At 42.1% G+C, this 26209-nt stretch carries 25 protein-coding genes; 13 read left to right on the top strand and 12 right to left on the bottom strand.

Annotated features, from left to right (window positions below; all coding sequences use genetic code 11):
- Positions 1-396 precede the first annotated feature (396 nt).
- The 3 genes from FTU64_RS02655 to dxs form a co-directional block, all read right to left on the bottom strand.
- Positions 397-2208, bottom strand: coding sequence for a DEAD/DEAH box helicase (locus tag FTU64_RS02655; RefSeq protein ID WP_180055400.1), 1812 nt, complete (start codon positions 2206-2208; stop codon positions 397-399).
- A 457-nt stretch (positions 2209-2665) separates the two neighbouring features.
- Positions 2666-3496 (bottom strand): inositol monophosphatase family protein, encoded by an 831-nt coding sequence (locus FTU64_RS02650; RefSeq protein ID WP_078189303.1) that lies wholly within the window; start codon positions 3494-3496, stop codon positions 2666-2668.
- Positions 3497-3608: 112 nt separating this feature from the next.
- On the bottom strand, positions 3609-5519 hold the full coding sequence (dxs, locus tag FTU64_RS02645) for a 1-deoxy-D-xylulose-5-phosphate synthase (RefSeq protein ID WP_180059169.1): 1911 nt from the start codon (positions 5517-5519) through the stop codon (positions 3609-3611).
- 311 nt (positions 5520-5830) lie between these two features.
- Between dxs and ribA the strand changes: the two genes are divergently transcribed.
- Positions 5831-6433, top strand: coding sequence for a GTP cyclohydrolase II (gene ribA / locus FTU64_RS02640; RefSeq protein WP_180021583.1), 603 nt, complete (start codon positions 5831-5833; stop codon positions 6431-6433).
- A 94-nt stretch (positions 6434-6527) separates the two neighbouring features.
- Here the strand turns inward: ribA and hemN are convergent, their stop codons facing one another.
- Entirely contained in the window at positions 6528-7901 is a 1374-nt protein-coding gene (gene hemN, locus FTU64_RS02635; RefSeq protein WP_180059168.1) for an oxygen-independent coproporphyrinogen III oxidase, read from the bottom strand.
- Positions 7902-8178: 277 nt separating this feature from the next.
- On the opposite strand from hemN, the gene hemF reads away from it, so the two are divergent.
- From hemF to aroE, 3 genes are all read left to right on the top strand, one after another.
- Positions 8179-9120 (top strand): oxygen-dependent coproporphyrinogen oxidase, encoded by a 942-nt coding sequence (gene hemF / locus FTU64_RS02630; RefSeq protein WP_180059167.1) that lies wholly within the window; start codon positions 8179-8181, stop codon positions 9118-9120.
- Positions 9121-9349: 229 nt separating this feature from the next.
- Positions 9350-9571 (top strand): hypothetical protein, encoded by a 222-nt coding sequence (locus tag FTU64_RS02625; protein WP_078189308.1) that lies wholly within the window; start codon positions 9350-9352, stop codon positions 9569-9571.
- Positions 9572-9673: 102 nt separating this feature from the next.
- The gene (aroE, locus tag FTU64_RS02620) at positions 9674-10462 is read left to right on the top strand and encodes a shikimate dehydrogenase (RefSeq protein ID WP_180059166.1); all 789 of its coding nucleotides are present in this window, start codon (positions 9674-9676) and stop codon (positions 10460-10462) included.
- Between the two features lie 86 nt (positions 10463-10548).
- On the opposite strand, the gene FTU64_RS02615 is transcribed toward aroE, so the two are convergent.
- Complete coding sequence (locus FTU64_RS02615) at positions 10549-13059, bottom strand: hypothetical protein (RefSeq protein ID WP_180059165.1); 2511 nt, start codon at positions 13057-13059, stop codon at positions 10549-10551.
- 230 nt (positions 13060-13289) lie between these two features.
- Between FTU64_RS02615 and FTU64_RS02610 the strand changes: the two genes are divergently transcribed.
- Both FTU64_RS02610 and FTU64_RS02605 read left to right on the top strand, forming a co-directional pair.
- Positions 13290-15113: an acyl-CoA dehydrogenase C-terminal domain-containing protein gene (locus FTU64_RS02610; RefSeq protein ID WP_180055403.1), complete on the top strand. Its 1824-nt coding sequence runs from the start codon at positions 13290-13292 to the stop codon at positions 15111-15113.
- Positions 15114-15453: 340 nt separating this feature from the next.
- Positions 15454-15756 (top strand): hypothetical protein, encoded by a 303-nt coding sequence (locus FTU64_RS02605; protein WP_180059164.1) that lies wholly within the window; start codon positions 15454-15456, stop codon positions 15754-15756.
- A gap of 42 nt (positions 15757-15798) precedes the next feature.
- On the opposite strand, the gene FTU64_RS02600 is transcribed toward FTU64_RS02605, so the two are convergent.
- Entirely contained in the window at positions 15799-16206 is a 408-nt protein-coding gene (locus FTU64_RS02600; protein ID WP_180009514.1) for a hypothetical protein, read from the bottom strand.
- Between the two features lie 133 nt (positions 16207-16339).
- A complete protein-coding gene (gene hemW, locus FTU64_RS02595) occupies positions 16340-17494 on the bottom strand; it encodes a radical SAM family heme chaperone HemW (protein ID WP_180059163.1) in 1155 nt (384 codons plus the stop codon).
- Between the two features lie 125 nt (positions 17495-17619).
- Between hemW and FTU64_RS02590 the strand changes: the two genes are divergently transcribed.
- The 3 genes from FTU64_RS02590 to FTU64_RS02580 all read left to right on the top strand — a co-directional run bounded on the left by FTU64_RS02590 (position 17620) and on the right by FTU64_RS02580 (position 20028).
- Positions 17620-18078, top strand: coding sequence for a DMT family transporter (locus FTU64_RS02590; RefSeq protein WP_180059162.1), 459 nt, complete (start codon positions 17620-17622; stop codon positions 18076-18078).
- A gap of 41 nt (positions 18079-18119) precedes the next feature.
- The gene (locus tag FTU64_RS02585) at positions 18120-19478 is read left to right on the top strand and encodes an MATE family efflux transporter (RefSeq protein ID WP_373886562.1); all 1359 of its coding nucleotides are present in this window, start codon (positions 18120-18122) and stop codon (positions 19476-19478) included.
- Between the two features lie 124 nt (positions 19479-19602).
- Complete coding sequence (locus tag FTU64_RS02580; RefSeq protein ID WP_180059161.1) at positions 19603-20028, top strand: hypothetical protein; 426 nt, start codon at positions 19603-19605, stop codon at positions 20026-20028.
- Between the two features lie 359 nt (positions 20029-20387).
- On the opposite strand, the gene FTU64_RS02575 is transcribed toward FTU64_RS02580, so the two are convergent.
- Complete coding sequence (locus tag FTU64_RS02575) at positions 20388-20600, bottom strand: DUF1737 domain-containing protein (protein WP_180024326.1); 213 nt, start codon at positions 20598-20600, stop codon at positions 20388-20390.
- Positions 20601-20801: 201 nt separating this feature from the next.
- Between FTU64_RS02575 and FTU64_RS02570 the strand changes: the two genes are divergently transcribed.
- Positions 20802-22100: an AarF/ABC1/UbiB kinase family protein gene (locus tag FTU64_RS02570; RefSeq protein ID WP_180059160.1), complete on the top strand. Its 1299-nt coding sequence runs from the start codon at positions 20802-20804 to the stop codon at positions 22098-22100.
- Between the two features lie 107 nt (positions 22101-22207).
- Positions 22208-22462, top strand: a complete 255-nt coding sequence (locus tag FTU64_RS02565) for a type B 50S ribosomal protein L31 (protein ID WP_078189321.1) — start codon at positions 22208-22210, stop codon at positions 22460-22462.
- Positions 22463-22583: 121 nt separating this feature from the next.
- Here the strand turns inward: FTU64_RS02565 and crcB are convergent, their stop codons facing one another.
- Positions 22584-22967, bottom strand: coding sequence for a fluoride efflux transporter CrcB (crcB, locus tag FTU64_RS02560; protein ID WP_078189322.1), 384 nt, complete (start codon positions 22965-22967; stop codon positions 22584-22586).
- Positions 22968-23135: 168 nt separating this feature from the next.
- Here crcB and FTU64_RS02555 point away from each other — a divergent pair, with 168 nt between their 5' ends.
- Positions 23136-23468: a HopJ type III effector protein gene (locus tag FTU64_RS02555; RefSeq protein ID WP_078192490.1), complete on the top strand. Its 333-nt coding sequence runs from the start codon at positions 23136-23138 to the stop codon at positions 23466-23468.
- 88 nt (positions 23469-23556) lie between these two features.
- Here the strand turns inward: FTU64_RS02555 and FTU64_RS02550 are convergent, their stop codons facing one another.
- Positions 23557-23991 carry a protease inhibitor I42 family protein gene (locus FTU64_RS02550; RefSeq protein WP_257222178.1) on the bottom strand — a complete coding sequence of 145 codons (435 nt, stop codon included), beginning with the start codon at positions 23989-23991 and terminating at the stop codon, positions 23557-23559.
- 64 nt (positions 23992-24055) lie between these two features.
- Positions 24056-24616, bottom strand: coding sequence for a hypothetical protein (locus tag FTU64_RS02545; protein WP_111884184.1), 561 nt, complete (start codon positions 24614-24616; stop codon positions 24056-24058).
- A gap of 304 nt (positions 24617-24920) precedes the next feature.
- Between FTU64_RS02545 and FTU64_RS02540 the strand changes: the two genes are divergently transcribed.
- Positions 24921-25547, top strand: coding sequence for a class I SAM-dependent methyltransferase (locus tag FTU64_RS02540; protein WP_180059159.1), 627 nt, complete (start codon positions 24921-24923; stop codon positions 25545-25547).
- 47 nt (positions 25548-25594) lie between these two features.
- On the opposite strand, the gene FTU64_RS02535 is transcribed toward FTU64_RS02540, so the two are convergent.
- Entirely contained in the window at positions 25595-26188 is a 594-nt protein-coding gene (locus tag FTU64_RS02535) for a hypothetical protein (protein ID WP_180059158.1), read from the bottom strand.
- Between the last annotated feature and the right edge of the window lie 21 nt (positions 26189-26209).

Below are 26209 nucleotides of genomic sequence, written 5' to 3'. Positions count from 1 at the left end.
TTCCTGCATTTTTTTCAGCATGCATACTATAAAGGATTGAAGTTTAAAATGTTACCATTGCATGAGCGCATATCCCTGCATTCCATCAGGTAAATTGTTTTTTATTATTAATGCGATTTTATAGAGGCTGCTTTCAACCCAATAGAAGAATTTAGTTAAAATAATTGTATATATAGTAAACGATATTACACAATAAGAGTGTCAAACCGATATAAGGCATAAGTACCTCGATCATCACTGTACGCATATTTGCCAACGCGTTTCCGTTCATATTAATTATCATTAAACACATAAAGTTTGATCAAGTATACATTTTTCTGATTAAAAAGCTAATTTAAATCCATAAAAAAAACCGGTCTTTCCACCGGTTTTTTCGATATTTCTTTCGAAATTCAATTAGTCATTGAATTTACGACGTGGACGGTCTTCACCGAAAGTGCGTTCGCCACGTGGTTTATCATCACCGAAACGTTTTGGACGGTCATCGCCGAAACGTTTTGGACGATCTTCACCAAATGAACGTTGAGGACGGTCACCGTTGAATTCACGACGTGGACGATCTTCACCAAATGAACGTTTTGGACGATCGCCATAACCTTCACGAGCTGGTTTGTAATCTACACGGTTACCACGGTTGTCATCGTTAGAACGACGGTCAAAACCACCTTCACGACGTGGACGATCGCTGTTAAATTCGCGACGTGGACGATCTTCAAAACCGCCTTCACGACGTGGACGATCGTTGTTAAATTCGCGACGTGGACGATCTTCGAAACCGCCTTCACGACGTGGACGATCGTTGTTAAATTCGCGACGTGGACGATCTTCGAAACCGCCTTCACGACGTGGACGATCGTTGTTGTATTCGCGACGTGGACGATCTTCGCCACCGAATGAACGACGTTCGCCATCACGGTTGCCTTCACGACGTTTGAAGTTTGACTCACCTTCAAAACGACGACCGCCACCGAAACCACCACGACCACCGCGACCGCCATCACGACGACCACGACCGCCATCACGGCTACCACGTGCAGGAGGTGGAGATGGCTCAAGACCTTCAATTTCAGATACATTTAAACGTGCATCTAAGAAGTCTTCTAAAGCACGGATTTTACCGCGTTCACGGTAAGTCGCTAAAGTAATCGCGCTACCAGTACGGCCCGCACGACCTGTACGACCAATACGGTGTACATAGTCTTCGTTCTTCATTGGAAGACCGAAGTTAATTACGTGAGAAATAGTTGGTACGTCTAGACCACGTGCAGCAACGTCAGTCGCAACTAAGATTTTTGCACGACCTTCACGAATGCTACGTAAACGACGGTTACGTACAGTTTGTGGCATTGCACCGTGAAGAGCGACAACTGAGTGACCTGCTTCTGCAAGTTCTTCAGCCAACATATCTGTATCTTCTTGAGTAGATGCGAATACAACTGCTTGATCTACAGACTCATCAGATAACCAGTGAGTCAAAAGTTTTTTCTTGTGTTCGAAACCGTCAGTCCAGTGAAGTGTCTGAGTAATGTCAGTATTTGTAGAGTGACCAGTTTCAATCGCAATACGCTGTGGATCATTCATCATGCGTTCTGCAAGTGTAATGATACGCGGCGCAAATGTTGCAGAGAACATTAATGTTTGTTTACGGTTAGCAGCCAAGTCGCTGATCGCTTCTAGGTCTTCAGAGAAACCTAAGTCAAGCATACGGTCAGCTTCGTCAACGATTAACGCATCAACGTTGTCTAATTTAATTTGACGACGGTTCACCAAGTCAAGTAAACGACCTGGAGTCGCTACGACAACTTGTGCACCTTTAAGCTGTTGGATTTGTTTACCGAAAGGCATACCACCCATGATTGCAGCAATACGAACACCTTTCATGTGACGTACTAAAGCAATTGCGTCTTGGCTAACCTGTTGAGCCAATTCACGTGTAGGGCAAAGTACAAGAATAGACGGTGCAGTTACCGCTTTCATGCGCTCTTTAAAAGACATCAATGTGTCTTGACCAGCCAAAGCATTCACAGTTGGGAGTAAGAATGCAGCAGTTTTACCAGAACCAGTTTGGCTTGATACAAGAAGGTCTTTACCTTCTAATGCAGCTGGAATTGATTGTTCTTGCACTGGAGTCGGAGTAGTAAAACCTAGACCTTGTAATGCTAGTTGTAACGACTCATGTAAAGGAAAATCAGCAAAAGTTTTGCTCATAGAGTATTTCACCCCAAAAATGGGTGCTCCATTAAAAATATAAATTCAGATGGACATCGGCAAAAAGCGGCACAGCAAAAGACGCTGAAAATATAGAATCAGCGGCGATCCGAGAACGACGATGCGTATAACGCACACATGATTACAGCCGCAACCTGAAGGAATCGCTTAGCGATTGGGTGGGGCGCGAAATATCGTCCTCTCTTTGGACCGGAACGCGCATACACAATGATAGAAGAGAATGTTCAGGTAATGAACGAAATTTAGTGCGTGCGGGGATTATAGCAGAAAGTTTTTAAATGTCACCTGTTTTAGTCAACTTCAGAATATTTTTTGTAAGAAGCTTTAAATTATAGGTGTTTAAGCCATTATTTTTGACCGATTAGACAAAAATAAAGCCCTCATAAAGAGGGCTTTATTTCATTATTCTGTCAATAAACTCGAACTAAGCGTTCTATTATTTAGCAGCTTCACCCCAAGCTGGAACAACAGCTTGCATAAGCGGTTTAAGCATTTTCATAGAACATGCAAGTACTTGACCATTGTCCATTGAGTCGTTACCACCACGAGCATCAACCACAGTACCACCCGCTTCTTTCACAATAAGTTCACCCGCAGCGATGTCCCAAGGTTTCAAACCAAGTTCGAAATAACCATCGAAACGACCGGCAGCAACATATGCTAGATCAAGAGCAGCAGAACCTGAACGACGGTATTGAGCACCGGCTTCAGTCACATTTAACAATGAGTTGAAATGGTTTTTCGCATAAGAAACCACTTCGCCATTACGAATTTTACGATACGCATGACCCACTGAAAGGAAAGTGTTTTCTAAGCTGTCTTTTACATTTACACGAATACGACGTTGATTCATCATCGCACCGCGACCACGGCTTGCAGAGAACAACTCATCTTTCACAGGGTCATAAATAACACCGTGTTGAGTTACACCTTTATGTTGAACTGCAATAGAGATACAGAAATGTGGAACACCATTAACGAAGTTTAATGTGCCATCAAGTGGGTCGATGATCCAACACCAATCAGCGTCGTGACCTTTGCCTTCTTGAAGACCAAACTCTTCGCCTAGGAAACTGTGATTTTTATAGCTTTTACGTAGGGTATCGATAGTCAATTGTTCCAAATAACGGTCTACACGCGTTACTGGACCATCAATTCCTTTTTCTTCGACTTGTAGATCGAGTTTATGACGATTTTGATGCGCTTTTAAAAGCTCTTGACCAACTAATTGAGCCGCACGCGCAGCCATAACCACCATAGGTTCCATTGAACACCCACTACAAATTTGAAGATACTGATAAAGAATAATGCATAAAAGCCCTTATATCTTATCAAATATAAGGGCTTTTAGGGAAAAAATGTTTCTAAAAATTAGAAATTCAACAAACCACTGTTTGCTTATGTTTTAGCCAGCTCTGTGTCACTGAAGCGCCAATGCCTTCAGCATCCAGTCCAGCCTGATGCAACATTTGAGCATGTGTTGCTTGATGCATGAACTCGTCAGCCAAACCTAAATTCAGCACAGGCTTAACCACGCCTGCTTGGGCTAAATATTCATTTACTGCACTGCCCGCACCCGCCATGACTGCATGCTCTTCAACTGTCACAAATAGTTGCGTACTTGCTGCGATTTGATCGATCAACTGTGTATCTAATGGCTTCACGAAGCGCATATTAATCACACGTACAGCCACATCTAGCTTTGTCGCTAAAGCCTGCCCTGCCTCTAGTGCCGCTTGAACACGACTACCAAAAGCCAGTATAGAAATGGTGTCATCTTGCTGATCATTGAAGTTTGCAACAATTTCACCACGGCCAATTTCAAGCTCAATCATCTCTTGCTGAATCTCAACACCCAGTCCATTACCACGTGGGTAACGTACCGCCGCTGGGCCTTTATACAAATAAGCCGTATGCAACATTTGACGACATTCATTTTCGTCTTTCGGCGCCATGATCACCATGTTTGGCACGGTACGCATAAAGGCATAATCATATGCACCGGCATGCGTTGGGCCATCTTCACCAACCAAACCTGCACGGTCGATACCAAATGTCACATCAAGATTTTGCAAAGCGACGTCATGAATCAGCTGGTCATAACCACGTTGTAAGAAGGTTGAATAGATTGCAACAACCGGTTTTACCCCTTCACAGGCCATACCCGCAGCCAAAGTCACCGCATGTTGTTCTGCAATGGCAACATCAAAGAAACGCTCAGGGAACTGCTTGGCAAATTGCACCATGCCTGAGCCTTCACACATCGCAGGAGTAATCGCCAATAAACGATCATCCTGTGCAGCTTCATCACATAACCACTGACCAAAAACATCTGAATATTTCGGTGCAGTTGCCACTGCAGCAGGTGCATTCACTTTACTGATGGCATGGTATTTGATTTGATCTGCTTCGGCAGGTGCAAAGCCTTTACCTTTTTTGGTATAGACATGCACTAAACGTGGGCCTCTGCGTTTTTTTAAGGCTTCAAACACATGTGTCAATTGTTCAACATCGTGCCCATCAAAAGGACCAAAGTAGTCAAAGCCAATGGCTTTAAATAGGTTGTCTGCAGCATCGGTCGCAGCACAATGTAGGCGTGAGTTATACGCCCATTCAGGATGAGGTTGAATATAGGCTTCGCCATTTTCAGAAATATTCACCGATTGACCACTTTCCCAAATCGCAGCCAAATGCTTAGCAAAACCACCAGTACTGCATGAGATCGACATATCGTTGTCGTTCAATACCACCATGAGGTCAGCATTGTGTGCCACCGCATCGTTCATGGCTTCAAAAGCCATGCCCGCTGTCATCGCGCCATCACCCACGATTGCAACCACATGACAGGGATCTTGCTTGAAGCGACGTGCCAATGACATCCCAAGACCAGCAGAAATCGCTGTTGATGAATGGCCTACGCCAAAGGTGTCAAATTCAGATTCTTCACGGGCAGGAAACGCAGCCAAACCATCTTTGGCACGAATCGTCACTAATTGTTCACGACGACCGGTCAAGGCTTTATGCGGATAGGCTTGATGACCCACATCCCAAATCAGACGATCACGTGGCGTTTCAAAACAGTAATGTAATGCCACGGTTAATTCGATCACCCCAAGATTGGCACCAAAATGCCCACCACTTTGTCCGGCCGCATACAAAATAAATTGACGTAACTCATCCGCCACTTGCTCTAATTGGCTGCGCTCGAGTAAACGAAGTTGTTGAGGATGGTTAATCGTATCCAGCAACGGTGTTACAGGGCGTTGAGATGGTATTTCTTTATACAGCATAATGTGGCAAAGCCTTCTAAAGCCTGGCAAATTCCTAAGCTCGGTCTAAATGGGTAACTCGATCATATCGTCGAATTGTATCACCTTACAATCAGCCAAACTTGTAGCGATGTAATTTTTAGCAATGATCTCGTTGGGGAGATTTTGAATGAGTCAGATTATCCTGAATAATCTTCCTATTTATCAACTATTATCGTTCGCTTTATACAAAAAAGAAAATGTTCTGCATAAATTCGTCGTTGCAATTCTACCAATGTCCAAGCATTACGCTATACTTTAGCCAATTTATAATCGAATAAACGGGTTAAGCAGTGCCTATAGAATTTGTCGCAACGTCAAGATTACCGACCGCTTTTGGTGAATTCAATATTACGGTTTTTCAGGATCCTGAAACCGGTGAAGAACATGTCGCACTCTCTAAAGGACTAGAACAAGCTCCTACTGAACCTGTTTTAGTTCGTATCCACTCCGAATGCCTGACTGGTGATGCCTTTGCTTCACTCAAATGTGACTGCGGCCCACAACTTCAAGCCACCCAAAAATTAATTAATGAAGCGGGTCAAGGGGTGATTTTATATTTACGCCAAGAAGGTCGCGGTATTGGTTTAACCAATAAAATCCGTGCTTACGCCCTACAAGACCAAGGCCATGACACAGTGGATGCCAATTTATTATTGGATCTTCCTGCCGATGCACGTCGTTATGATATGTGCCCTATCATGTTGAATCATCTCAACATTACGGCTGTGCGTCTCATTACCAATAACCCATTAAAAATTGAAGCGCTCCAAGCGCAAGGCGTGAATGTCGTTGATCGTGTTCCGCTGACTGTGGGTTTAAATCCCTTTAACGAACAATATTTAAAAACCAAACATGATCGTATGTCGCATATGTATCAAAAGGACGATTTTTAAAAATCCTTTAAATTCTCCATAAATTAATCCCTCCAAACCTCCCTTTACAAAAGGGAGGCTTCCCCCTCTTTATTAAAGAGGGGTTAGGGGAGATTCAAATCGTCATCGAAAAAATACGATTTTCAGGAACACGACGTTTTAATCGTAAATCAAAAGCCATGCAGATATTACGGACAAAAGGCTTGCCTGCATCACTCACCTGAATGTGCTGATCAAAAATCTCGAGCAAGCCATCTTCTTGCATTTCAGCCAATTGCGCTAATACTTCATCAAGCTCAGGAAATTGCATTTCTGGACCTGCCCAAGAAGTTTGGAAGGTACACATCAAATTGAGAATATGTTTACGAATGATTAAGTCCTCATCTGTCAGCACATGCCCCCGATAGACTGGAATTTCATTCGCTTCTAAACGTGCATAATAGTCTTCAATTTTCTTTTCATTTTGTGCAAAGCTGTACCAACTATCACTGATCGAAGATAAGCCGAGACCAATCATTACTTGGGTTTTCGATGCGGTATAGCCCATAAAATTACGGTGCAAACTGCCCTGCTGAAAAGCTTGATACATTGGATCTTGGATTAATGCAAAATGATCCATTCCAATTTCATGATAGCCATGTGCAAGTAATTGCTTCTTACCTTCTTCATAGCATTGACGTTTTAAATCATCTTTCGGCACATCGGCATCTTTAAAACCACGTTGCCCATTGCCCTTAATCCACGGCACATGCGCATAGCTATAAAAGGCTAGACGATCTGGCATCAAACGATTGGTCTGTTCAATGGTATGCAACACGTCGTTTAAATCCTGAAATGGCAGACCAAAAACCAAGTCATGCGAAATAGAGGTATAGCCAATATCACGTGCCCACTGTGTTACTTGTTCAACATGTGCAAAGGGCTGAATACGGTGGATGGCTTTTTGCACCTTCTCATTATAATCCTGCACTCCATAACTTACGCGTCGAAAACCAACATCATACAAAGCTTGTAAATGCTCACGTGTGGTATTGTTCGGATGCCCTTCAAAGCTAAATTCATGTGCATCAGCAATATCAGCATGCACTAGAATGCCTTGAATCAACTGGGTGAGATGCTCAGGAGAAAAGAAAGTAGGCGTTCCCCCGCCCAAATGAATTTCTTTAATCATCGGTCGATCGACCAAGAGCTGACAATATAAGTCCCATTCTTTCAGCACCGCCTGAATATAAGGCAGCTCCATCTCATGTTTTTTTGTGACTTTTTTATGGCAACCACAAAACGTACATAAGCTTTCACAAAATGGCAGATGAATGTACAGACTGATGCCTTCGCTGTGATTGGTCTCATCAAATGAACGCTTTAATCCCTGTTTCCACTGTTGTAATGAAAACTCAGCTTCCTCCCAATACGGCACGGTTGGATAACTGGTATAGCGTGGACCCGGTACATTATATTTTTGAATTAAAGAACTCGCTTGCTGAGACATCGATGCACCATTTCAATCAATGAGATTCAATTTAAATCTACTTAATGATTATTGTGCTGGGCTTCAGAAGTGAATTCAACCTAGCAAATTTGTCGGAATAGTCCCAATTTCAGTCTGAGCAATTGCTGCTAACTTTGCATGATCTTTTGGTTTAATCACTAGATTTCCAGATTTAAAGCATAGATCCGATGCTGAGTATCGGGAAAAATGCCTTAAGTTTTCACGTAATTTATGCTTTGATGACACTTATCTTTAAATTATTTTAATAAAGGTCACCATGCAGAATCCAACTTCAGCCGATATTCAACGTGTAGATGAATTCCTTCGCGATTTACAGGCACGGATTTGTGCCGCATTGGAACAGCAAGAACGTGCTGGTGGCGGAAGTGCCGAATTTGCGATCGATGACTGGGAACGCCCTGAAGGTGGTGGTGGTCGCTCACGTGTTCTTCAAAATGGAACTGTGATTGAAAAAGGCGGCGTGATGTTCTCGCACATCAACATTTCAAAATTACCGGCCTCTGCGACTGAACGCCATCCCGCTATTGCAGGTGCTAAAGCGCAAGCCATGGGCGTGTCATTGGTAATTCACCCGAAAAACCCCAACGTCCCGACCTCCCATGCCAATGTGCGTTTATTTGTCGCGGAAAAAGAAGGCCAAGATCCGATTTGGTGGTTTGGCGGTGGTTTTGACCTCACTCCCTTTTATCCAAATGATGAAGATGTCTTGTCTTGGCATCAAACTGCCCATGATCTTTGTGCCCCATTTAGCGATACGCTCTATGATGAACATAAAAAATGGTGTGATGACTATTTTTATCTAAAACATCGTGATGAACAACGTGGGGTGGGCGGTTTATTCTTTGATGATCTCAACCAATGGGACTTTAAAACCTGTTTCAAATATATGCAGGCCGTCGGTAATGGTTATTTAGAGGCGATTTTACCGATCTTCCAAAGAAACCAAGACAAAGCCTATACCGAAGCACAACGAGACTTCCAACTTTACCGTCGTGGTCGTTACGTTGAATATAACCTAGTGTATGACCGTGGCACCTTATTTGGTTTACAAACTGGTGGGCGTATTGAGTCGATTTTAGTGAGTATGCCACCCTTGGCAGGCTGGTCGTATCGTCCTGAATGGGAAGAACATTCTGCCGAGAAAAGGCTCACCGACTTTTATTTAAAACCGCAAGATTGGCTGAAGACGCTGAAATAAAACGGATAAACGTGTATTTGCCCCTGTCCGTCAGGGGCTTTTTATTGCCTGATGAATAGAGTATTCATTTGTATGTAATATCTTGATGCATAAATAAATTTTTTAAGCATTTACTTTGTAATCATATTGCTCAACAATGACACATCTTTTAAACAGCTTTACGCTATGTCATTGCACAATGTGTCAATAAACTCATGGCTGTAACTTTCTTGTACGGAGTACAACGCACATGACACATCAAACACTCAATAAAAAAGCAGTCAGTCTTACTGCCTTGGTGTTTTGGAGCTTTGCTGTTGTGCTGATCAGCGCTATCAGTACTAATATTTTTTCCGAAACGTCTTTGAATGATAATTTGGCCATTGGCTTCATGGTCGTTGCCCTCATTGGTCTAGTCATCAGTGCTGCGAGCATCTTGATTCAAAGCGTCTTAGATATTTGTAATCCTTAATTTTCCGCCTTTATTTCACGATTTTAAGACTGCCCGAACTTTAGCCATCTTCGGTTTTGGCGTATATTGTCTGCTCTTTCACATCTACATGGACGCTGTGCAATGAGCAAACAATTTGCCGTGATTGGCAACCCGATTGAACAATCACGCTCACCTGAACTTCATCATGCCTTCGCTGAAAAAACAGGCCTCGACATTCAGTACAGCAAACGACTTGCGCCACTCGATGGTTTTCAGCACAGTGTCGAATCCTTCTTTGCCGAAGGTGGTATCGGTATGAATGTCACTGTTCCGTTTAAAGAACAAGCGTATGCACAATGTACCGTGCTTACTGAACGTGCCAAAATTGCAGGTGCGGTCAATACACTTTGGATGCAAGATGGCGTACTCCATGGCGATAATACCGATGGACAAGGTCTGGTCGATGCCATCCGTGCCTTAGATTGGAGTTTAGAACAGACGGATATTTTAATTATTGGTGCAGGTGGTGCAACACGTGGCGTGATTTACCCGCTGGTACAAGCTGGGGCCAAAAAAATCGTGATTGCCAACCGGACTTTAGCGCGTGCTGAACAATTGGTCGCTGGCTTAAAAACTGCTGTACCGAATGCCGAACTTGTAGCCATTGCACTCACTGACTTAGCAGGTCAATTTGATCTGGTGATTAATGCCACATCGGCAAGCTTAACGGGTGATCCGCTAATTTTGCCTGAAGCTTTACAATTTACACATGCCTATGAAATGGCCTATGGCAAACCGTCGACGTTTTTGGATCAAGCCAAAGCACGCCATGTTCCGACCTCAGAAGGTTTTGGCATGTTGGTTGGTCAAGCGATTGAATCTTTTTCCATTTGGAATGGCATTAAACCTGATCTAAAAGACTTTCTATAATTCAAAATGATTTGCTCAATTCACTTTCTGAGCAGGCTAAACACCTAAAAAAAGAACCTCGATTGAGGTTCTTTTTTTGATCCAACTTAGTTCTTGTGTTTTTGAATGGCCTTATAGGTTTCATAATAAGCCGATTGGCTGAACAACTCTTCGTGTTCTGCTGTTAGGCCTTGTAATGACGCTTCTGATAATTTTCCTTTGATATCATCAGCAAAGGCTTGCGCATAGATTTTTGATGCTTTCACCAAATGTGCTTTTTCAGTTCCTTCCAGTTCATAACTGGCTAAAAAGTTTTGTTGATATAAATGTGCAAAAATCGCCTGATCAGTCTTATAGGTTTTTTGCAATTGTTTCCACTCAACCTGAGCTTTGTACTCACCAATCCCCGACTGTACATAATGATTGACCGAAGAACCTAAGTCATCAAAGTCTTGATAGCGATGTAAAGCATGCTTATCACGTAATTGATTTAAACGTTTCAGCGCATTGCCTGTTGGTTCTTTTAACCCATCAACAAATCGATATGCATAAACTTCAGCAATTTCATTCAAATCATTGACTGAGTAATAACGCACATACTGAGCGCGATAGTTAGCAAATGCCACGACAAATGCCGCTTGATAGGCTTTCACTTCAGATTGATGGCGCTTATAACTTTGCAAAGCTACAATACTTAGATATTCAGGAAGTTCGATTTCTTCATTTGCAGCACGGACATCATCGACCGATGCAGTTTCTGCTTCAACAAGCAGAGGATCATTTCCCGTGATTGGTGCAAGCAGACCTTTCAACATATTTTCAAAGAGTGAATCTTTACTGACTTCCTCAATGGATTTTGCCTGTTTCATGGCTTGGCGATCAATTTTAGTCGCATTGCCATAATTCAAGATTTGGTTGCTACTTTTCAGCTTTAATTGACCTAAACGTGGCTCATTAAAGGCCAATTGATAGTCCATTACTTGGACGCGGCCTTTGTGATCTAAGCCTACATCCATCACAACATTCGAAGATGATTTATCCTGTGCATTCAGCACCTGCGCAATTTCAGCTTGATGCTTTTGCCATAATTGCTGAAATTGTTTTACATCGATAAGTTGTTCACTTTGATATTGCTGGAATACTGGTTTTAACTGCTCAACAGCATCCGAAATCTCTGAATCTGTATTGGATGCGTCCGCAGCAGAAGCCGATGGTACAGAATCTGTTTGCAGCGGTATCACCCGAACATCTTGATAATCCTGACACAGTGTGACTTTACCAATCGGCACCTGTTTGGTGTTCATCAAGGCCTGACAGACTTCCTCAGATAAATTCGCTGTTTCGTCATCTTCTTCGGAAGCCGCATAAGCTTCGGTTACTTCAGTATCCGAACTATAGGTTTCTTCGTCATCACCCGCGGTCGCCTCCGCATATGCACTTGCAGTATCGATCGCGTACTCAGCAGATTCAGCTGCAGAAGACGTTTGTTCTTCTTCCGTTTCATGTTGGTGATACATCAGGCCATGCATTTTCGCATTGAGCAGCTCATTCACACGTTCTACAGATGCATAAGCCGCATCATCGTCTTCATCCTCAACTGCTGCCGCTACTGCAGTCCCTCCCGCCGCTTCAGCCGCAGCCATCGCCTCTTCGGAAGCACTAAGATGCACAGCAGCGTCCACAGAGTCATCTTGCTCGGCGTCACTATTGCGCTGACCTTTGATTTGCGTGGTGTAATAGTTGGCGTTCACAAAATCAAAAAGTTCAAGCTGGGTGTAAAGCGCATCGAGATCACCCACATAGCGGATTTTTTTAGTCAGCCCTGCATTTTTTTCATCACGTGTTAAAGCAATATTTTGCACTTGATTCGGCTCTGCCAAGACATAGGGCAAAGCATTCATCTGTTTTAAATAGTCAGCAAATTTTTTCAAATCGTACTGAGCAATCGTCTCTTTATGTTTTGAAAAATCCACATAAGCCAAGCTGCTTTGGCTTTCGCGATTTACCATAAACGGCATGAACGCAAAGTAGTTGGTATAAAATTTATGTTGATTAAAATCAATGATCATCGGCAACTGTGCATTCACCTGCAAGGTCGGTTTTTGATAACTCAATTGCAAGGTTAAGGCAGCAAGTTTTTCTCTAAAATGTACTGAACCGCTATAGCTAAACTGTAAATCATTCAATACATTCAGCAGTGATTGAGCAATTTTAGATTGCGGAGAAACGCCATCCTTTTCATCGCTATAGCGCGCTGATGGTGGGATCGATTCATTGGCAATCGCTTGATAGAGCTGTTTCTTTTCTTTTTGGCTAAATGGAATATTTTGGGTTTTAATCAACTGATCCAGTTGTTTTTTAAGTTTAGGATCCAGCTCTGGCTGTGTAATAGTTGCAGGCTTTGACTTGGTTTCAGGCTTTTTTTCATCGAACTGAATATCGGTTTGAATTGAAAATTGCCCTTTCATGTCATAACTGGCATTTTCAAACATTGCGTTTAAGCCTTGAGTGGCTTGTTGCCCGAGAGACTGCTCCGTTGAATTGGTTTTTATGACATGTTGAGCACACCCAGTAATGCTCAAACCCAGTAAACAAAGTGTTATATATTTTAATCGCATAATTGTACGAAAGACCTAAGTTCTTTATGATTTATTAAAAGAAAAAAATGATCAAAAGATCAACACCCAGTCTATCAGAAGTTTATTTTTCACATGTTGGTTAAATATTACAATTCGCCTTTCTGACATTTTTTAAGGGCGTATTCATCAATGTTTTTTTGATGAAATTATGAATAATCAAATCATCAATACAGATAATCCAAAAAAATTTAGATATTAGGATTAAGACTATGCCTGCATATAAAGCGCCTTTACACGATATTCGTTTCTTAATGAATGAAGTGCTCGATTACCCAGCACATTACAAAACTTTGTCTAATGGTGAAGCTGCTGATGCAGACACTGTCGACATGATTTTAGAAGGTGCAGCGGATTTTTGTGAAAACATCCTTTCGCCTTTGAACCAAACGGGTGATGAAGAAGGCTGTCATTTTGAAAATGGTGATGTGAAAACACCAAAAGGGTTTAAAGAAGCCTATGACCAATTTGTACAGGGTGGCTGGCAAGGTCTGTCTTTCCCTGAAGAATTTGGCGGTCAAAACTTGCCACAGTCGTTGAATCTCATCAAATCTGAAATGATGGGTACAGCAAACTGGTCATTCCAAATGTATCCGGGTCTCAGCGTAGGTTGTATCAACACCATTCTACAATTTGGTTCAGAAGAACAGAAAAACCAATATTTACCGAACCTTGTTGCTGGAACTTGGTCAGGCACCATGTGCTTAACTGAACCTCAATGCGGTACCGACTTAGGTCAGGTAAAAACCAAAGCGGAACCTCAAGCTGACGGTAGCTATGCAATTTCTGGTACAAAAATCTTCATCTCTGCGGGTGAGCATGATTTAACAGATAACATCGTGCATATCGTACTTGCTCGTCTTCCAGATGCACCTGCGGGCACCAAAGGCATTTCATTGTTCATCGTTCCAAAATTCCTTGTGAATGCAGACGGTTCAGTGGGCGAACGCAACCCTGTGACTTGTGGTTCGATTGAACACAAAATGGGGATCCGTGCTTCAGCAACAGCTGTGTTGAACTTTGACAATGCGATTGGTTACTTGATCGGTGAAAAACACAAAGGCCTACACGCAATGTTCACCTTCATGAACACTGCACGTATTGGTACAGCGATCCAAGGTATTGCACATGCTGAATTGGCATTCCAAGGCGCTCTTCCATATGCCAAAGAACGTATGTCTATGCGCGCACTTTCAGGTAAAAAAGATCCTGAAAAAGTAGCCGATGTGATTATTCACCATGCAGACGTACGTCGTATGCTTTTAACTCAAAAAGCGATCGCTGAAGGCGGCCGTTCAATGATTTACTATGCAGCTCAAATTGCGGACAAAATGACTGATGCTTTAACCCGCGGTGATACAGCAGCGTTTGAAGCACATGATGACCACTTAGGCTTCTACACCCCGATTCTCAAAGGTTTCTTAACCGAAATGGGTTATGAAGCTGCAAACCATGGTATGCAAGTATACGGAGGTCATGGTTATATTAAAGAATGGGGCATGGAACAAATTGTTCGTGACTCACGTATCTCTACTCTCTACGAAGGCACAACCGGTGTTCAAGCACTAGACTTGATTGGTCGTAAAGTTCTGCTGACCTCTAAAGGTAAAGTGATTCGTGACTACACAGCTGAAATCTTGAAGTTCTGTGGTCAACATGCACGTAACAAATACATGCGTCGTTTTGCGTGGGACTTAACGAAGCTTTGCGCACAGTGGAATGCATTAACGGTTCGTATCATGCTTGCAGCACGTAAAGACCGTGACATCGTATCTTCTGCTTCTGTCGATTTCTTAATGTTCTCTGGCTACGTGATGATGGCTTATTTCTGGGCACAACAAGCTGCCGTAGCTTCTGAAAAATTAGCAGAAGGCAATGGTGCAGAAGTTCCTGAGTTCTATAAAGCAAAAATCAAAGTGGCTGACTTCTACTTTGAACGTCTATTACCACGCTCACAAGGTCACGCTGAAGCAATGGTTAACCCATCGAAGACCATGACTTCTTTGGCTCCTGAACACTTCAGTTTTGATTACTAAGTTTTTCAATCGCTGAAAGATCAAAAAGACCGCTTCGGTGGTCTTTTTTTATGTCTACTCTTTTAAGTTTGATTCATCGGGATAACGAACAGCATTCTTAATTTCTTCATGAGGTAACAACAATGTATAACGATGAACTTTATATGGAGAAATATTGTTGTATTTTTCAACCAAAATAGAATACTTTATCGCCAAAATATAATTTTATTTAATAAATATTAAATACTTAAAGTGAATTTTACTCCATAATTTTAGCTTTACATTTGTATCTCATACAACTTCATATCTTCTCCACAGCCTCCCCCTATGATGACTTCATTGATTCATAGAGAGCGTAACCATGAAAAAATTGATGTCTTCATTGATGATTGGTCTGATTGCAACAACTGCGACAATGTCCGCTATGGCAGCGCCTGCATTCGATCATAAAAATCCACCACCTGCTGCACACTTCGATAAAAAACCTGTACCACCTAAAGCAACACATCACAAATCTGCTTGGCCCCACATGGTGAAAAAAGAACATCAACAAGCTCATGCGAAATTTGCCAAACAAAATCATAAGGCAGTAGCTTTTAAAGGCAATCAACACAAACCTGTTTCGCAGCATAAATTACCGCCAATGCCACCGAAACATCGTTAAGCTAAATTAAAAAAAGACCGCTCATGCGGTCTTTTTTAATCTTTACTTTGCTTTATCAGCAATAAATTCTTTGATCTCTATGGGTTTATCTTTTACCAACTCAACAGTGCCTTCATTCACACCATTAAAGTTCTTAAAGTGAATTGAAACACCTTGGTCGTTGGCAAGTCGTACACCACTTCCTGAAACTCCTCGTTTCAATTCATACACACGATCAGAATTATCAGTCAATTGTGCGGTTTCAAAATTATCTTTGGTTTTTAACTCAAGGCTAAGATCTTGTGGCCCTGTAAAGTGAATCACTTGCTCATCTTGAGATACTGCAACATCGTTTGTTTGTGCAGTTGCGGTCGTTGCCTCTGTTGCAACATTTTGTTCTGATGGTGCTTTTTTATCGGTGCAACCCACCAAAGCTATAGTTAATAACGTCGCAGTTAAAATATATTTCATTTTCTGAAGTTCCTTTATGCCATGTAAATTCAATTATCAACTGAATAATTTCATACACATTCTGCAAATTACATTCGGAATATGAAAAATTACTTGTCGCTCAAATTTTAAAACAAGTTTGACATAGCTTTCATTACAGGAATTCTTCCAATACTGAATTTAAAAAGATATGTCCCTGCTCGGTACAAGACAAAAGTGTTGGATCACTGACCATCAATTTACGTTCACGTAATGAGTTCAATAACTCGGCAATCGGCTCTAAACTTTCCCCTGTACGCTCGCTATATAGCTTGGCTTCCACCCCATGATTTAAACGAAGTGCATTCATCATAAATTCAAAAGGCATGTCGGCTGCTTCGATGCGCTTAAACTGAAGATGTTCAGCAGGTACTTTGGCTAAATAGTCTTTCGGCAATCGGGTTTTTTGGAAACGATACACCCCGTCTGGCATGGTCACTTTGCCATGTGCGCCTGCGCCAATCGCCAAATAATCGCCAAACTGCCAATAATTTAAATTATGTGCCGACGGCTTTTCTTTACGCCATGCAGATACTTCATAATTGATAAAGCCTTGCGCTGTTAAATAGGCTTCGCCCTGTTCTTGAATATCTTCAAGCACATCATCGACAGGTAAAATCGGTTTTGTGCGGAAGAAAACCGTATTGGGTTCAATGGTCAACTGATACCACGACACATGCGTTGCGCCATTTTCCACAGCCAATTTCAAATCCAAAAGCGCTTGCTCAATGGTTTGTTCAGGCAGGCCATGCATCAAGTCGACATTTACCCGTTCAAAACCCGCCTCTTTTGCATGCTGAATGGCAGAAATCGCATCATCATTCGAGTGAATCCGCCCCAGCTTTTTCAGCTGGTCGGTATTAAAACTTTGCACACCGATAGATAGACGATTAATCCCTGCATCTAAATAACCAGCAAAAGGATCGTGCTCAACCGTGCCCGGATTGGCTTCCAAGGTAATTTCACAGTCCGCTTCAAACGGTAGCAACGCTTTGAGCTGAGCAAATAACCATTGATAGCCTTGGGCAGAAATCAATGATGGTGTACCGCCACCAATAAATAAACTATGAATCAGGCGACCCTGAGCAAAATCGACTTGGGTTTTAAAGTCTTCAACCAACGCCTGTAAATATTCTTGTTCTAAGTCCAAAGACAATTCACCATTCGGCACCGCATGCGAATTAAAGTCACAGTATGGACATTTACGCACACACCACGGCATGTGAATGTATAAAGACAAAGGAACGAGTGCAGGATTTAATTCAGCCAAGGAGATTGCTCAAAATGCGTTGAAGAATGCTGCGTATTTTAACATGACTGCATCAGAGTGCTTGTGAAAACTCTGATTGAATACAGTAGACTGATCATATTAAAAAAGAATTTGCTGATAACAAGATGAAAATAAGCAGCCATTTATTGTACTTACTGCCGCTCGCGATGGGTGTTGGTATCGCCATGACCATTCAAACAGCGATCAACAGCCAATTGCGTGAATATTTATATTCACCGCTGCAAGCTGCCCTTTTTTCTTTTTTGGTTGGTACAATAGTCCTCGCCTTTATGGTGTTTTTTCAATCGGTCGAAAAACCGGACTTTGCAAGTTTTGCTCAAATCCCTTGGTATTTATGGCTGGGGGGATGTTTGGGTGTTTATGCCATCAGTATCAGTATTTATACCGCACCGAAACTGGGTTTTTTATCCCTCTCCGGTCTGATTATTTTTGGACAGATCTTAATGTCGATGGTAATTGACCATTTTGGCTTGCTCGGCACTGAAAAAACCCCGATTAACTGGCAACGCTTATTGGGTGGCGTGGTGATTTTTATTGGTGTGCTTCTCACTTTCCAACGCTAAGACCTCATTCCTAAGCACCTCACAAGAAATGAGTACATTCTGTGTCTATTGTCACGGCTGTAACAAGCAGCAAGTATGAATTAAAACAACTGTTTCATTTAATGATCCCGATATTGATCACGCAGTTTGCGCAAGCGGGATTTGGTCTCATTGATACCATCATGGCTGGACACATGTCCGCCAATGACCTTGCAGCCATTGCGGTCGGGGTCGGCTTATGGATACCAGTCATGCTGCTGTTCAGCGGCATTATGATTGCCACCACCCCATTGGTTGCCGAAGCCAATGGTGCTCGGACGCCTGAAAAAATTGCCACCATCGCCCGTCAGTCTTTGTGGGTTGCGTTGTTTCTTGGCATTATCGCTGCACTGGTTTTACAGGCAATGCCGCTTTTACTTCCTGTACTTGGTGTACCTGAGGCCTTGCTTCCCAAAGCCAGTTTATTTCTACATGCGATTAGTTTAGGTATGCCTGCTGTCACCATGTACGCAGCTTTACGTGGTTACTCAGAAGCATTGGGGCATCCGCGTCCAGTCACTGTGCTGAGTCTATTGGCCTTATTGGTGTTAATTCCACTGAACTTTATTTTTATGTATGGTTTAGGCCCAGTCCCTGAATTAGGTTCTGCAGGATGTGGTTTTGCCACCGCGATTTTGCAATGGTTGATGTTCTTTGCTTTGGCGATGTACGTTTTCAAAGGATCGGCCTATCAAAAGACCCAACCTTTCGCTGCTTTTGAAAAAATGAACAGTGAATGGATCAAACGTATTTTAAAACTTGGCTTTCCCATTGGCTTAGCTATTTTCTTTGAAGTCAGTATTTTTAGTACAGCCGCTATTGTGTTGAGTCCCTTAGGCGAAGTTACCATTGCAGCGCATCAAGTCGCCATTTCGATTACCTCGCAATTGTTTATGATTCCAATGTCACTAGCGATTGCGCTGACCATTCGGGTCGGTACCTATTATGGGGAAAAAAACTGGCTAGCTATGCGAAAAGTCCAGAAAGTCGGTATGTTGACAGGGACGGTATTTGCCCTAATTACCATGCTGCTGCTTTGGCTTTTACGTAATGAAATTGTGTCACTCTATACCAATGACTATGATGTGACTCAGCTTGCCGTGTACTTGGTCTTGTTCGCTATTGCCTATCAGTTGATGGATGCATGGCAAGTCAGTGCCGCAGGGTGCTTACGCGGTATGCAAGACACCAAAGGACCGATGTGGATCACTATGATCGCGTATTGGATCATTGCCTTCCCTGTCGGGATCTATCTTGCACGCTTCACTACGACTGGTGCTGCAGGCGTTTGGATTGGCCTGATTGTGGGTCTGACTGTCGCATGTATACTGCTACTTACACGTTTATTTATGATGAATAAACGTTTAGCACATGCGGGATAAGCCCTAAAAAATCATCTAAAAAGTTACTTAAAAATACGGCTACGCTATGCAGAAGATTAATGCAAATTAACACCCTGTATAGCAACGCCATAAATAAAAAAGCACGAAGAAGAGGAAAATAAACATGTCCCATGTATTTCGCTCGATCAGTCTCTGTCTGAGCTTGAGCTTTTCCATGTCACTACAAGCTGAACAAACGATCAACCGACATGAATTTCCTTTGTATCACGCACCCATCAAAGTCCAATCACAACCCGAATTTGATTACATCAATCAAGCACTTTGGACAGCCTTTCGCTTTTATCATGAACAACAAGCGGACTCATATACCACACGTTTAAAATTAAGTTGTCAGCAGACTGGTATGGCATACACCTATCAGGACTTCATCAAGGCCAATCAAAAGTTTGTCTCTGCGGATGATCAGGATTTTATCGTGACGCAAAACCTTATCACCTTGAATGAAAATTTACACCATAACCAATGCAGTAAATATCTCAGTCCACATTTAGAACTCGAAAAAACTGAAGCAACTGATATTACGGAATAACATCAGTTGCTCAATTTGATTCAAAAAAAGAACGATACACGAAAATGTCATCTGCAATTGTTTGAGACAGGACTAGTTCTAATCAAAAATGTTTTTGCGATACTTAAATAATTAGACGCTAGTGAACGAGTTTTGTCGGTGAGGTGATTGCACCGCAAGATGGTTTCCTTGCGAGGCACGCTTCTCATTTTGCCGAATGAGAAACAACGTTTCGTAAGAATACCTCCAGCTGAAGGCTAATCCCTTTATTCAATCCCTAGATGAAAGACTCTAAAGAATAGAATTGAAAATCTTTTTTTTAATGCGTAAATACTTTTACATGCATAACATCAGTGAAGCAAGCAAAGCACCAAAACCAACTAATTAAGCGCCTCGATGGCATTTTTTAAACCTTGTGGCACTTGGCTGTCGTCTTCTACGTCTTTCACGATCGCCTGCCCGACAATCACCTCTGTCCCATTAAAACTCATGGTTGGTGAGCCATACAATTCATAGCCTTCATTTAAAGCTTTGGTCACACGGGCACAGAAATTGACATCATCTTTACCGGTTAAATAGCGATACACTTTCATCGTTCAGTTCTCTTCTAGCGACGCGATATTTTAAACCATTCAGCGCGTGGCTTAAATTTGCCTGAATTATTTTCAGTATTTACATTTTTGCCCATCATTTTATCAATGCAAATAAAGTCTTAACAATTTAAAGTAGGCAGTTTGTGTTTTGTCGCCTATGATCGGTAATAGATAATAAATGATGATCTTGAGGAACATCACATGGCAAAAACGGCTAGCACACCGGGTCGTCGCTTTATGAAACTTGCCAGTATGACGGCAAGCATTGCTACTAAAACCGTTTCCAATTCCATCCGCAATATCACTGCCGATGAAGAACAGAAAAATGCATCTCGCAGTAAACTTTTTCAGGACATCGGTCTGCAAATTGCAGACACTTTGGGTGAAATGAAGGGTGCGGTGATGAAAGTCGGACAAATTGCCTCGCAGTACAAAGACATTTTTCCACCTGAAGTCGCAAAAGCGATCAGTAAATTACAACGCCAAGCGCCAGCCATGCCTTTTGCTGAAATTAAGGCTCAAGTAGAACAAGAACTCGGCAAACCCCTCGCGCAAATTTTTAAAAGTTTTGAAGAACAACCTTTTGCCGCTGCATCCATTGGGCAGGTGCATAAAGCCGTGTTACCTAATGGTCAGCAGGTTGTAGTGAAAGTCCAATATCCGGGTGTCGAAGAAGCCTGTGACAGTGACTTAAAACAAGTTCGGCTTGCACTTCGTCTGATGGGCGTATTGAAAATTGATCGGAAGTTACAAGACAAGCTATTTCGTGAAATTCAGGACAGTTTGGATAATGAACTAAACTATGAAATTGAAGCACAAAACTTAGATGTGGCCCGTGCGTTTCATAGTGCGCTGGATGACAAAATCATCATTCCACAGGTCTATAAAGATTATTCTTCACGTCATATATTGACTTTAAGCCTAGAGCTTGGCGACAGTATAGAAACTGCCAGCACATGGTCACAAGAAACCCGAAATGCCTTGGGAAGACGGTTATTCCGTGCCATTGGCCGTGAAATTTTCTTCCTTAAACGTTTCCACTGTGACCCGCATCCGGGCAACTTCGCCTTTCGTGAAGATGGTTCAGTCATCGTATATGACTACGGCGGTGTGAAAACCCTGTCTCCTGAAATCGTGTCGCACTTTAAGCAATTGATTAATGCTGCACGCAAGCACGATATTCCACTGATGGAACAGCAACTCGATGCCCTACATTCCCTCAATGAACTCGGTAAATTCCCTACGGAGTTGTATGAGCAATGGCTTGAAGTACTGATGCGTCCGCTGACCACACAATACGACTTTGCTGAAAACTCAGCACACCATGACGGGGTAGAATTAATTAAGCCATCTCTTAAATACTGGGATGTGTTTAAACCGTCGCCAGACACCCTGATGGTGAACCGGACTGTTTCAGGGCATTATTGGAATTTGATTCATTTGAAAGTGAATGACAATCTCAATGATCTTTTTGATGAGTTGGTCCCACCTAGCGCTTAAGGGAGCGTAAAGCGCTGATGATTGCCCGATGAATTTCGGGCAATATTTGCATTTTTAATTGTTATGTTATAACATTTCTTTAATCAATAAATTTAAGGAACAGAAGAATGCGTGCCAACATCCATCCCGAATACCGTGAAGTGCTCTTTCATGACACCAATGCCAATGCCTTTTTTGTCATTGGCAGTACCTTAAGCACCAATCAAACCAAAGAGTTTGAAGGCAAGACCTATCCATATGTGACGCTCGATATCTCAAGTGCATCACACCCTTTTTATACAGGTGAACAACGTCAAGTAAATAATGAAGGACGTATTGCGAACTTTAATAAACGCTTTGCACGTTTCAAACGCTCACAATAAGTTCAGTCTCGATTAAGTTTTTGCTTTTAAAATTAAAGCATTGAAGAAGTTCAAGGTTCCCCTCCTCCAGCCTGAGCTTCTTTTTTTTATGTCTGAAATTTTGTGGATTTCAAGCGTTGTTTTAAACATCTATTTTTAAAATCGACTGAAATAAGTAATATCCCAGTCCCAATACGATGACGCCAATCACCACACTGGAAATAGCATAACTGAATGCTAGCCCACTTTGCCCTTGTCTAAGCAGTTGAAAGGTTTCTAAGCCGAAACTGGAAAAGGTGGTAAAGCCACCTAAGATCCCAACCATAAGCAATAAGCGTGCTTCATTTTGTAGAACGGGATATTTTTGGCTAAATGCAAAGAACACACCTGCACAAAAGCAACCTAAAATATTCACCCACCATGTTGCCCAAGGAAAGAGTACTGTTGGCTTGGCCAATAACAGTCCTGCTGCATAGCGAAGTGTTGCCCCAATTGCGCCGCCACATGCGACCAAAAGCCAGTTCATAGTTGTCCTACTTCAACATCATTGGTATCTACAATTTAGGCAACAGACTGCCTAAGGTCGCCCTTCAATATACACGCATTTAATTTACGCAAATAGTGTTAAATGTTTGGGCCAAAGCTTGCTATAGTCTGCAACACTTTGCGGTATTTTTTATTGAAAGAGGACATTATGGCTCAGGAATTATTAGATCAACTTCAAGCAGGGACTGCGAAATTTTCAGATGTGATTGCATTTATTGAAGCGCGTTATAACCACACACCAACTGCTTTTACCAATGGCAAACAAGCCAATGCAGCGACTGAAAACCAAGGCAGTGCCAAAGTATTTTCTTTTGCCCAATTGAATGGTCTAAACCAAGCTGAAACCTTAAGTCTTTTTGCTGAACATTATGCTGCTGTATTGGCAACACCAGACGCAACTGACCACCAAAACATTCGCCAATTTATGCAAAATGGTTGGGAAGGTATTCAATTTGACGGTCAAGCGCTCAGCGCGAAATAATGCTTAAGCAGACGTTCTAAATCAGTTCGTCTGCAATAAAAAAGCCAGTACAAATACTGGCTTTTTTATCGTTCATCATCGGTTCAAATCAAGACACTCGAACTCTACAAGTCCATTCAGCCATCGCGTTTTTTTCCCAAGCCCGTGCATGCTTCAAATGTAGAAATTCCTCACCTGCAATTGTTGCAGTAAAACGATAGGTCTTTTGACCACCGGCACCAAGCACTGGTGTCGCATCTGCAGCAGCTTGTTGTTGCGCTGACTGAAACACTTCTTCAACTTTAAAAAGTTTCGGTTGCTCAGCCAAAGCCCATACATAACCAGTACTTGGATTTTCGTTTAACAGTACTTCCAAAGTCTGTCCACGATCCATCTCAAGCAAGGTCGGACAACTTTGCTGTTCAGTAAATACATGGGTTTTCCCATCTACAGTTGAACTCATACTGTTACATCCACCAAGCGCCAAACCACTCGCCATCATTAGACTCAAAATAAGCTTTTTCTTGATCGTCATTTTCATCATCAAATTATTTTACCTTGCATCTAATGCACACCGATTTCAAATACGATCTCGATGCAATCGAAATTTAGCCTTTGACTTTTTCAATCCACTGAATGGAACTGACACGAAAAACCTCACAAGCCCCATCACCCGTATCTGTTGGGGTCAAAGATGAAGTCCAAACCAAATCTTTGTCTTTCACCTCAACCAAATCCCCTTTTAAACGCACAAGATCACCACGTTTTACTTGAGTAATTTGTTTCGCAATTTGCGGGTTTGCAGGAATGATGTGCATATTAGACACCATCATCATGGCTTGCTTTTGCGGTACAGGAACGCGATCCATTTTCCAATTTAAGAAACGGTCATATTGATTGACTGAAATCGTACGAGCTATTTCTGGCTCTGCAAATAAACCCCAACTGACCGCATAATCGATCGGAGAAAATTTTGCTTGTTCATCTGTTTGATAGGTTTTTGAACCTAAAATTCGGAAATCACCTTTAAATTCTTTCAAGGTAGAAATCGACTGGCCTTTGGCAACAGGTGCTAAGCCTTTGGCAATATTATAATCTGAAGACGCTTGGACACCGACATTCAATAAAAAGCCTGCAAGCACAGTACTTAATGCAATTCGCTTGATCATCGCGTTATCCTCTTACCCTGTAATACTTCACATTACTCAATTTTCATTCTGCAATTGAGCCGACTTCATCTATACATAATGCCCCAACCTGAACATGAGCTTAAAATCGCGTAGGTTGAGCCTGATGAATGTCGTTTTCACTAGTTGTAACTCTATATTACGCACACAGTCTGCATAAACCTTATGAACTTGGTAACAAAATGCTGTTATTCAGTCAATTGGCCCATATCCACGTCCCACCACATGATTTAAAATTAAAAAGACATGATTTACACTTTAAAAAAAGCCAACAAAAATACTCGCTATGATTTATAAATTTTATCAACAACACATTTTTCCGCACCTTTTAAATCAAGTCATGCAAGTGCCGAGCCTGATGGATAAACGACGCGAACTCCTGTTAGCCGTGTCTGGTGAGGTACTCGAAATTGGCTTTGGTACAGGTTTGAATTTAGCGTTTTATCAAAATGTCGATACGGTTTTTGCCCTTGAGCCCAATCCTGATATTTTTCATTTAGCTGCTGAACGTGTACATGCGGCACCCTTTGAGGTACAGCATATTTTAGCCGGTGCTGAAAAATTACCCTTTGCAGATGAAAGTCTAGATCATGTCGTGAGTACATGGACCTTATGCAGCATTGCCGATATTGAAACTGCGCTTGAAGAAATCTACCGTGTCCTTAAACCAACAGGAACATTTCATTTGGTTGAGCATGTACAACACAATGAAAATGGGAAAATTAAGCAGTTACAACACTTATTGACGCCCATTCAAAAGAAAGTCGCGGATGGCTGTCATCTGGATCGTAATATGCAAAAGTTGCTTGAAGATGCCCAGTTTGAATGTTTTGAAACGCAGTATTTTGATGCTGAAGGCATTCCAAAAATTGGACAGCGCATGTTGCTCGCCCGCACACGGAAGTTGAGTTAAAGCTTCCAAGGCCATGTTTAAGCAAAATCAAATCTAGTTAAAAGTACCTAGTCTTTGATTAATCGAATGGCATTAATTTTTAGGATATGACAGGGCTTTTTATTCAACACATTAAAGGTGCTATACGACTTCCCTGTTTTGGTGGAATGCACATCCACCCATTCACCCAAAATCTCCACACGATCCCCTGATTTCAAACGCCGAATACGATTTGCGACGTCTTCGGATTGAGCAATCACACTGACATTTTGCAATTCGGAGTTGAGCTGTTCAATTTGTGTCGAGGGCACATCTTTCGCTTGTACGTTAAAACAGCGGTTCTGCTGCGACCATTCAAGATGATATTTTAAAGACTGGAAATCATTTGCGCCTGAACTCAGTAGCAGATCAATATTGCTGACATAGGCCATGTCTTGAAAGCCACCCACCACGGTCGGTGCTGCCGGATGTAATGTACGACTACTCGCACTGTAGTAGTGTTTATCCAACAGCAAATATTCACCGGAAAATGCCTGAGTCGCTGTGACCTGAAAATTTTTCAGCACACCAGTCTGCTCTAAATGTGGAATGGCACGAAAATATTCAGACCATATCCACAGCATGAGCGCAAAAACGGCTGCAGTCGCTAAGAGTTTTTCCATGTGGATATTCTGTCCTTATTA

Source organism: Acinetobacter sp. YH12128, from assembly GCF_013418655.1.
GTDB classification, from domain to species: domain Bacteria; phylum Pseudomonadota; class Gammaproteobacteria; order Pseudomonadales; family Moraxellaceae; genus Acinetobacter; species Acinetobacter amyesii.
This window is presented reverse-complemented; position numbering and strand designations above follow the sequence as displayed.